This is a genomic window from Streptococcus parasanguinis (assembly GCF_001578955.1).
GTDB classification, from domain to species: domain Bacteria; phylum Bacillota; class Bacilli; order Lactobacillales; family Streptococcaceae; genus Streptococcus; species Streptococcus parasanguinis_U.
This window is the reverse complement of record NZ_KQ969690.1, coordinates 234,005-242,636: the sequence shown is the minus strand read 5'-3', so window position 1 is coordinate 242,636 and position 8,632 is coordinate 234,005. Positions and strand designations below refer to the sequence as shown.

The window sequence follows — 8,632 nt, the reverse complement described above, 5'->3', positions numbered from 1 at the left end:
GTAAAGGTCAAGGTTTGTTCATAATCCTTCCATAGTCCCTCTTGAGACTGAACTGTCGGATTGTGCTCTTTCCAGACACCTCCCCATTCTTCTAATTCTGTATTCCAAATTTCTTCATAGACCGCTGATACAGGCACACCAATCGTAAAGTCCTTGCGTTCTACTGGTGCCATATTGAAGACACATACTAGAAGCTCGCCTTTACGATTCTTCCGGATCATAGACAAGACGCTCTGATCCCGGTTATCTGCATCAATAATCTCTAAGCCATCAAAGCTATCATCAATCTCCCACAATTCTTTGTGTTCTTTGTAGAAATGATTGAGCTGAGAAGTAAAACGACGCATCTTAGCATTCATTTCATCCTCTAGATTCCCCCATTCCAGTTGCTCCTCTGACTTCCATTCCAAAAATTGACCAAATTCTGAACCCATAAAGAGCAATTTCTTACCTGGATGGCAGATCTGATAGGTTAAAAGATTACGGAGTCCAGCAAATTGATTGTACCGATCTCCCCACATCTTGTGCATCAAACTCTTCTTACCGTGCACCACTTCATCATGTGAAAATGGTAGTAAGAAATTCTCAGAAAATGCATACATATAACTAAAGGTTACCAGATTAAAGTCAAATTTCCTGTAGACCGGGTCTTCCTCATAGAATCGTAGAATATCATTCATCCAACCCATATTCCATTTATAGTCAAAACCAAGACCACCTTCTTCTTCAGGGCCTGTGATCTTTTGACCAGCAGAACTTTCTTCAGCAATCATCATAACATCTGGGTGTTCGTTCTTGATAATCGCATTCAAACGTCTGAGGAAATGAACCCCTTCATAGTTGAGGTTTCCCCCATCAATATTTGGTGTCCATGGACCACTGTCATAATCGAGGTAGAGCATATTGCTCACAGCATCGACCCGAATTCCATCTAAATGATAGGTTTCAATCCAAAACTTCAAACTAGAAATCAAGAAAGACTGTACTTGATTCTTTCCTAAATCGAAGTTCAAAGCCCCCCAACCATAGTTATGGGCCCGATGTTCATCCTGGTATTCAAATGTTGGTGTTCCATCATAATATGCCAAAGCATCATCATTAATGATGAAATGGCCAGGCACCCAATCCACGATCACTCCGATATTGTTGAGGTGACATTCTTCCACGAAATCTTGAAATTCTTCTGGGCTACCATAAGTTTGCTCGAGGGCAAAATAGCCCATGAGCTGATACCCCCAGCTCAATCCCAATGGATGGGCCATCACTGGCATAAATTCTACGTGGGTGTAGTTCATCTCAACCAAATAAGGGATGAGTTCTTCTTTTAGTTGTTTGAAAGTATAGGAACTATAATCATCATTTCGTTTCCAAGATCCTGCGTGAACCTCATAGATATTAACAGGTCGTTCCTTAAAACCAAATTTTTTACGGCGTGCTCTCCAAAGACCGTCTTTCCAGTTCTTTTCCGGAATGGTCTTAATGATAGACCCTGTATTGGGTCGTTTTTCCATCCATAACGCTAGAGGATCAATTTTTTGAACCTGATGACCATTATTTCGTGTCACCAAATATTTGTAGATATCTCCCTCTTTTGCATCTGAACAGAAAACTTCCCAGACGCCTCCTTCATTACGAACCATTGGAATTTTCCGGGCTTCCCAATCAGTAAAGTCACCAATCAGATCGACCGCCTGGGCATTGGGAGCCCAAACACGGAAGGCATACCCTTCTTGTTCTCCCCTTGTTTCCTTGTGAGCACCTAAATACTCTTGAAGCTGGAAATTATCCCCTCTTCCAAATGTCCATAAGTCTGTGCTTCTATCCATATACTCACCTCTTCAATTTTTTTGAAAGCGTTTTCTAATTGTTTTTATTTTACTATAAAATCACTTAATTTTCAAGTTGATTCCAGGAAAATCATGTAAATTTATCAGGAAAAGTTCTTTCATTTTCTTTTCCGAACCTTTTACTGCATTCCTTCGCTTTCCTCATACTCTTACTTACGATTATACTACATATCTAAGGAAATTTAAACAAAAAACCGAACATTTTAGTCAATGTTTTTATTACTAACTAGTTTATTACGAATAAAATGAACATTTTTATAAAAAAAGTAAAAAAAACAAAAAAAATACTAAGACAGATGTGTCTTAGTATTTGAATGTAGACAAACTATGATTTTACATAAAACAGCTAGATAATTTTCAAAAAATAACTTTTATTTTTTAGTTATTTAAGAAGTTGAAATACTTTTCGCTGTGAGAAAAGTGCCTGAAACACAGTTGTTTCAGGCACTCGGAATGATTGAGACCTTAGGAAAGTTTTTAAAATTTCTTTGTCTTCAATCTGAGACTAAGACAGATATGTCTTAGTATTTGATTCATTCTTAGTCTACGTTCACGTATTCTTTAGAAAGTTCAAGCACTTCTTCCATGGTTGAACATTCAGTCAGAGCACGGTTAGCGTATTCTTGCATTTTAGCTGTATCCAATTTCTTCATCAAGCTACGTGTACGAAGAACAGATGTCGCTGACATGGAGAACTCATCCAAGCCCATTCCGACAAGGAGTGGAACAGCTGTTTGGTCACCGGCCATTTCACCACACATACCAGCCCATTTACCTTCTGCGTGAGCCGCCTTGATCACATTATTGATCAAACGAAGGATTGATGGGTTATACGGTTGGTAAAGGTATGAAACTTGTTCGTTCATACGGTCAGCAGCCATAGTGTATTGGATCAAGTCGTTTGTACCAATTGAGAAGAAATCAACTTCCTTAGCAAATTGATCAGCAAGCATAGCTGCAGCTGGAATTTCAATCATGATCCCTACTTGGATATCGTCTGCAACGGCAACACCTTCAGCAAGCAATTTAGCTTTTTCTTCTTCAAGAATGCCTTTAGCCGTACGGAACTCCGTCAACAAAGCAACCATTGGGAACATGATCCGCAATTTACCGTGAACAGATGCACGAAGCAAGGCACGCAATTGTGTACGGAACATTTGATTACCAGTTTCAGAGATAGAAATACGCAAAGCACGGTAACCCAAGAATGGGTTCATTTCTTTAGGAAGATCGAAGTAAGGAAGTTCTTTATCCCCACCGATATCCATTGTACGAACAACCACAGGTTTACCGTTCATACCTTCAAGAACAGCTTTGTAGGCTTCGTATTGGTCATCTTCCGTTGGGAAGTCTTGAGAATCCATGTACAAGAATTCTGTACGATAGAGACCAACAGCTTCTGCACCGTTATCATTTACACCTTCAACGTCTTTAGGTGTACCGATGTTGGCAGCCAATTCGAAATGTTTTCCATCAGCTGTTACTGTTTGAGCATCTTTAAGGAGAGCCCATTCAGCTTTTTGTTTCGCGTAAGCTTCACCAGCTGCTTTGAATTCTGCAATTTGTTCTTCAGTTGGGTTGATCACCACTTCACCAGTGATCCCTGAAACAGCCAAAACATCACCGTCTTTGACAAGTTCTGTGATGTTATTTGTACCCAGAACAGCTGCGATTTCAAGTGTACGCGCCATGATAGCTGAGTGACTGGTACGTCCACCGATGTTAGTAACAAAGGCTTTTACGTACTTTTTGTTCAACTGAGCTGTATCAGATGGTGTCAAGTCATGCGCAACCACGATTGCTTCTTCATTGATAGAAGCAGGGTTTGGCAATTTCTTACCAAGCAAGTTGGCAAGGACACGTTTGGTAACGTCACGAATATCTGCTGCACGTTCTTGCATGTAAGGATTGTCTTCCATTCCTTCAAAGATCGCAATGAACATGTCAGTGACTTCTTTTAAGCCTGCTTCTGCATTGATTTTTTTCGTACGAATCGTTTCTTTGATCTGACCAATCATTTCAGGGTCAGCCAGAACCATCATATGCGCATCAAAAACTTGCGCTGCTTCTTCACCAAGGCTTGCTACTGCATTCTCCCGAATAAGAGAAAGCTCGTTTTGTGAAGCTTCAAGAGCTGCATCCAAACGAGCTTCTTCTGCACTTGTATCTTCGACTGAAACAGTCTCAAATGATAAGTCTGGTTGAATGAGCAAATATGCCTTAGCAACAGCAACACCATCAGATGCTGCAATTCCTTTTAGCATTTTTGTCATATTTAAGCCAATCCTTCTTTTGTCATTGTTTCTGAGATAGCTGCGATCGCATCATCAGCATCAGCACCTTCTGCAGAGATTACAACGTCTGCTCCTTGACCAACACCAAGGCTCATAACACCCATGATTGATTTCAAGTTAACTGATTTACCTTTGTATTCAAGAGTAATATCTGAAGCAAATTTGCTAGCAGTTTGAACCAACAAAGTTGCTGGACGTGCGTGGATACCTGTTTCTGCCACGATGTGGAAATCTTTAGAAGCCATAATTGGACTCTCCTTTTTAAAAATAGTTTTTGAGTTACCTTTTGATAACCCTTACAATTTGGTATTATATCATCTTTTGAAATTTTTTTCAAGATTTTTATCACTGACTTACAGAAAAAGACTGCGAAAAATCCCAATTTAGATACATTCTAAGAAGCACCTGAAGAAAAGATAAAGTATCTTTTCAATTTTCTACTATATTATAAGTAATATTTTCCTCCGTTTTCAGTAAAATGAACCTACTGAACCACAGGATATTGATTCAGCAAATAATTATAACTAATTAAAGATGCTTTAAAGCCTATTCCTATCTCATTTTTTGAAATTTTCCATCTTTCACTAACCACAATATATTGTGCTTTGAAAACTCCATTTCATTTCTTTGCACAATATTTAGTTTTATTTTGTTGACAAGTTGCTGGATTTTGTTTATACTGTTTACAGATTTATATTTCGATAGGAGAACGAAAAAGAAATGGTAACCATTTATTCAAAAAATAATTGTGTTCAGTGCAAAATGACCAAACGATTCCTCGATAGCAATCACGTGGAATACCGCGAAATTAACTTAGATGAACAGCCAGAATTTGTAGAACATGTTAAAAACCTTGGCTTCAATGCTGCTCCAGTTATTCAAACACCGGATGAAGTATTTTCTGGTTTTCAACCAGCTAAGTTGAAGAAACTTTCTTAATAAAAACAGTATTTTGCTTAAATAGGGTCTAGCGTTAGCAACCTAACACTAGACTTTTTACTTGTAAAGAGAGGACTTCTCCTCTTCATTTTTTTGAACTAGAAAAGGATTATTATGGGATTAAAATCTCTTGAAGATGTGACGTATTTTCGTCTTAACAATGAAATCAACCGTCCAGTAAACGGCCAAATCATGCTTCATAAAGATAAAGAAGCTTTAGATGCTTTCTTTAAAGAAAATGTTGTACCAAATACTAAAACCTTTGACTCAATTACAGACAAGATTCAGTACCTTCTCGAGCACAATTACATTGAGAGAGCTTTTATCGAGAAATATCGTCCTGAATTTTTAGAGGAATTGGCCCAATTTATCAAAGACCAAAACTTCCAATTCAAGTCCTTCATGGCGGCTTATAAATTCTATAACCAATACGCTCTGAAAACAAACGATGGAGAATATTATCTTGAAAGTATGGAAGACCGCGTCTTCTTCAATGCTCTTTATTTTGCAGATGGAAATGAAGACATCGCAAAAGACATTGCAAACGAAATCATCCACCAACGCTACCAACCAGCTACTCCTTCATTCTTAAATGCTGGTCGTGCCCGCCGCGGAGAATTAGTTTCTTGTTTCTTGATCCAAGTAACTGATGATATGAATGCGATCGGACGTTCTATCAACTCTGCCCTTCAACTTTCTCGTATCGGTGGTGGGGTTGGGATCTCCCTCAGCAACCTTCGTGAAGCTGGAGCACCGATCAAGGGCTATGAAGGAGCTGCTTCTGGGGTCGTACCTGTTATGAAACTGTTTGAAGATAGCTTCTCTTACTCGAACCAATTGGGACAACGCCAAGGGGCTGGTGTGGTGTACTTGAACGTCTTCCACCCAGACATCATTGCCTTCCTTTCTACTAAGAAAGAAAACGCCGATGAAAAAGTTCGGGTTAAGACCCTCTCACTCGGGGTCGTCGTACCAGACAAATTCTATGAGTTAGCGTGTAAAAATGAAGAAATGTACCTCTTCAGCCCATACTCTGTTGAGCGTGAATACGGAGTACCATTCAACTACATCGACATCACTGAAAAATACGATGAGTTAGTCGCTAATCCAAATATCCGTAAAACAAAAATCAAGGCACGTGATTTGGAAACTGAAATTTCTAAATTGCAACAAGAATCTGGCTACCCTTATGTAGTCAACATCGATACTGCTAACCGGGCAAACCCAGTTGATGGGAAAATCGTCATGAGTAACTTGTGTTCAGAGATCCTACAGGTTCAAGAACCAAGCTTGATCAACGATGCCCAAGAATTTGTCCAAATGGGAACAGACGTCTCCTGTAACCTTGGTTCAACCAACGTGGTCAACATGATGACTTCACCTGATTTTGGTCGTTCCATTCGTGCCATGGTTCGTGCTTTGACCTTCGTTACAGATAGCTCTCATATCGTAGCAGTCCCAACTATTGATCATGGAAATAAACTGGCTCATTCGTTTGGACTTGGAGCTATGGGACTTCACAGCTACCTTGCGCAACAATTGATCGAATACGGATCACCGGAGTCTGTTGAGTTTACAAGTATCTACTTCATGCTCATGAACTACTGGACTCTCGTAGAATCAAACAACATCGCTCGTGAACGAGGCGTTACCTTCCACAACTTCGAAAAATCAGACTACGCCAACGGTAGCTACTTCGATAAGTACACAAGTGGAGAATTTGTACCAAAATCGGATCGTGTGAAAGAACTCTTTAAAGATATCTTCATCCCAAGTGCAGAGGATTGGGCAGAACTGCGTGCTAAAGTTCAAGCAGATGGTCTTTACCACCAAAACCGCTTAGCTGTCGCACCAAATGGATCTATCAGCTACATCAATGATGTCTCTGCTTCTATCCACCCAATCACACAACGGATTGAAGAACGCCAAGAGAAAAAAATCGGTAAGATCTACTACCCTGCAGCAGGATTGTCAACGGAAACGATTCCTTACTACACTTCTGCCTACGACATGGATATGCGAAAAGTCATCGATGTCTATGCTGCCGCAACTGAACACGTAGACCAAGGTCTTTCACTGACTCTCTTTATGCGTAGCGATATTCCAAAGGGTCTTTACGAATGGAAAACTGAAAACAAACAAACCACTCGTGACTTGTCTATCCTTCGGAACTACGCCTTTAACAAAGGTATCAAGTCTATCTACTACGTCCGTACCTTTACAGATGATGGTGGAGAAGTTGGCGCCAACCAATGTGAAAGCTGTGTCATCTAATCCGCTATCCTAGATAGCTATCAAAAGTCGGTTCGCCGACTTTTTGTGCGGTATTCTATCAATTTATGGTAGAATAGTAACGATTGAATGAATAGAAAAAGAAAGTGATGCAAATGGAAACATACTACAAAGCCATTAACTGGAATGCGATCGAAGATGTCATCGATAAATCGACCTGGGAAAAACTAACAGAGCAATTCTGGTTGGATACGCGTATCCCTTTGTCAAACGACTTGGATGACTGGAGAAAGTTGTCTAATAAAGAAAAAGACCTAGTTGGTAAAGTCTTTGGGGGATTGACCCTTCTAGATACCATGCAATCTGAAACAGGTGTTCAAGCTCTTCGTGCGGATATTCGTACTCCACACGAAGAAGCTGTCTTTAACAACATCCAATTTATGGAATCTGTCCATGCTAAGTCTTACTCTTCTATCTTTTCTACTTTGAATACCAAGTCAGAAATCGAAGAGATTTTCGAATGGACTAACACCAATCCTTTCCTTCAAAAGAAGGCAGAAATCATCAACGAAATCTACCTCAATGGGACTCCCCTTGAAAAGAAAGTCGCCAGCGTTTTCCTTGAAACCTTCCTCTTCTACTCTGGTTTCTTCACACCTCTCTACTATCTTGGAAACAACAAATTGGCCAACGTAGCTGAAATCATCAAGTTAATCATCCGGGACGAATCAGTTCACGGAACCTATATCGGCTACAAGTTCCAACTTGGATTTAACGAATTACCAGAAGAAGAACAAGAAAAACTCAAAGAGTGGATGTATGATCTGCTCTACACCCTCTATGAGAATGAAGAAGGTTACACAGAGAGTCTCTATGATGGTGTTGGCTGGACTGAGGAAGTCAAGACCTTCCTTCGCTACAACGCCAATAAAGCCCTCATGAACTTGGGACAAGATCCGCTCTTCCCAGACTCAGCAGATGACGTTAACCCAATCGTCATGAACGGAATCTCAACCGGTACCTCTAACCACGACTTCTTCTCTCAAGTCGGAAATGGGTACCTTCTCGGTGAAGTAGAAGCCATGCAGGATGACGATTATAATTACGGATTATAAGACAAAAACCTTTCCAGATGGAAAGGTTTTTGAATGTAGACAACCTATTGTTTTACATAAAATAGCTAGATGATTTTCAAAAAATGACTTTTAAATTTTGAAGATTAAAAACTTTCCGCCGTGAGAAAAGTGCTAGAAACACTATTGCTTCTAGCACTCGGGAGTTTTGAGAGTAAAACAGTTTGGGAAACTGTTTTAGCCTGAG

6 protein-coding genes are annotated in these 8,632 nt (G+C 39.9%); 3 read left to right on the top strand and 3 right to left on the bottom strand.

All coding sequences use genetic code 11. From position 1 onward, the window contains the following. From glgB to SPADD19_RS05000, 3 genes are all read right to left on the bottom strand, one after another. Window positions 1–1,826: 1,4-alpha-glucan branching protein GlgB (glgB, locus tag SPADD19_RS05010; protein ID WP_061455585.1), on the bottom strand; the 1,826-nt coding region annotated here is incomplete at its 3' end. A 560-nt stretch (window positions 1,827–2,386) separates the two neighbouring features. Next, window positions 2,387–4,120 carry a phosphoenolpyruvate--protein phosphotransferase gene (ptsP, locus tag SPADD19_RS05005; RefSeq protein ID WP_061455426.1) on the bottom strand — a complete coding sequence of 578 codons (1,734 nt, stop codon included), beginning with the start codon at window positions 4,118–4,120 and terminating at the stop codon, window positions 2,387–2,389. Window positions 4,121–4,122: 2 nt separating this feature from the next. After that, window positions 4,123–4,386, bottom strand: a complete 264-nt coding sequence (locus SPADD19_RS05000) for a phosphocarrier protein HPr (RefSeq protein WP_003006411.1) — start codon at window positions 4,384–4,386, stop codon at window positions 4,123–4,125. A gap of 475 nt (window positions 4,387–4,861) precedes the next feature. Between SPADD19_RS05000 and nrdH the strand changes: the two genes are divergently transcribed. The 3 genes from nrdH to nrdF all read left to right on the top strand — a co-directional run bounded on the left by nrdH (window position 4,862) and on the right by nrdF (window position 8,427). After that, the gene (gene nrdH, locus SPADD19_RS04995; protein WP_003006408.1) at window positions 4,862–5,080 is read left to right on the top strand and encodes a glutaredoxin-like protein NrdH; all 219 of its coding nucleotides are present in this window, start codon (window positions 4,862–4,864) and stop codon (window positions 5,078–5,080) included. A 114-nt stretch (window positions 5,081–5,194) separates the two neighbouring features. Then, window positions 5,195–7,354, top strand: coding sequence for a class 1b ribonucleoside-diphosphate reductase subunit alpha (nrdE, locus tag SPADD19_RS04990; protein ID WP_061455425.1), 2,160 nt, complete (start codon window positions 5,195–5,197; stop codon window positions 7,352–7,354). A 113-nt stretch (window positions 7,355–7,467) separates the two neighbouring features. Then, window positions 7,468–8,427, top strand: coding sequence for a class 1b ribonucleoside-diphosphate reductase subunit beta (gene nrdF / locus SPADD19_RS04985; protein ID WP_003011591.1), 960 nt, complete (start codon window positions 7,468–7,470; stop codon window positions 8,425–8,427). Window positions 8,428–8,632 lie beyond the last annotated feature (205 nt).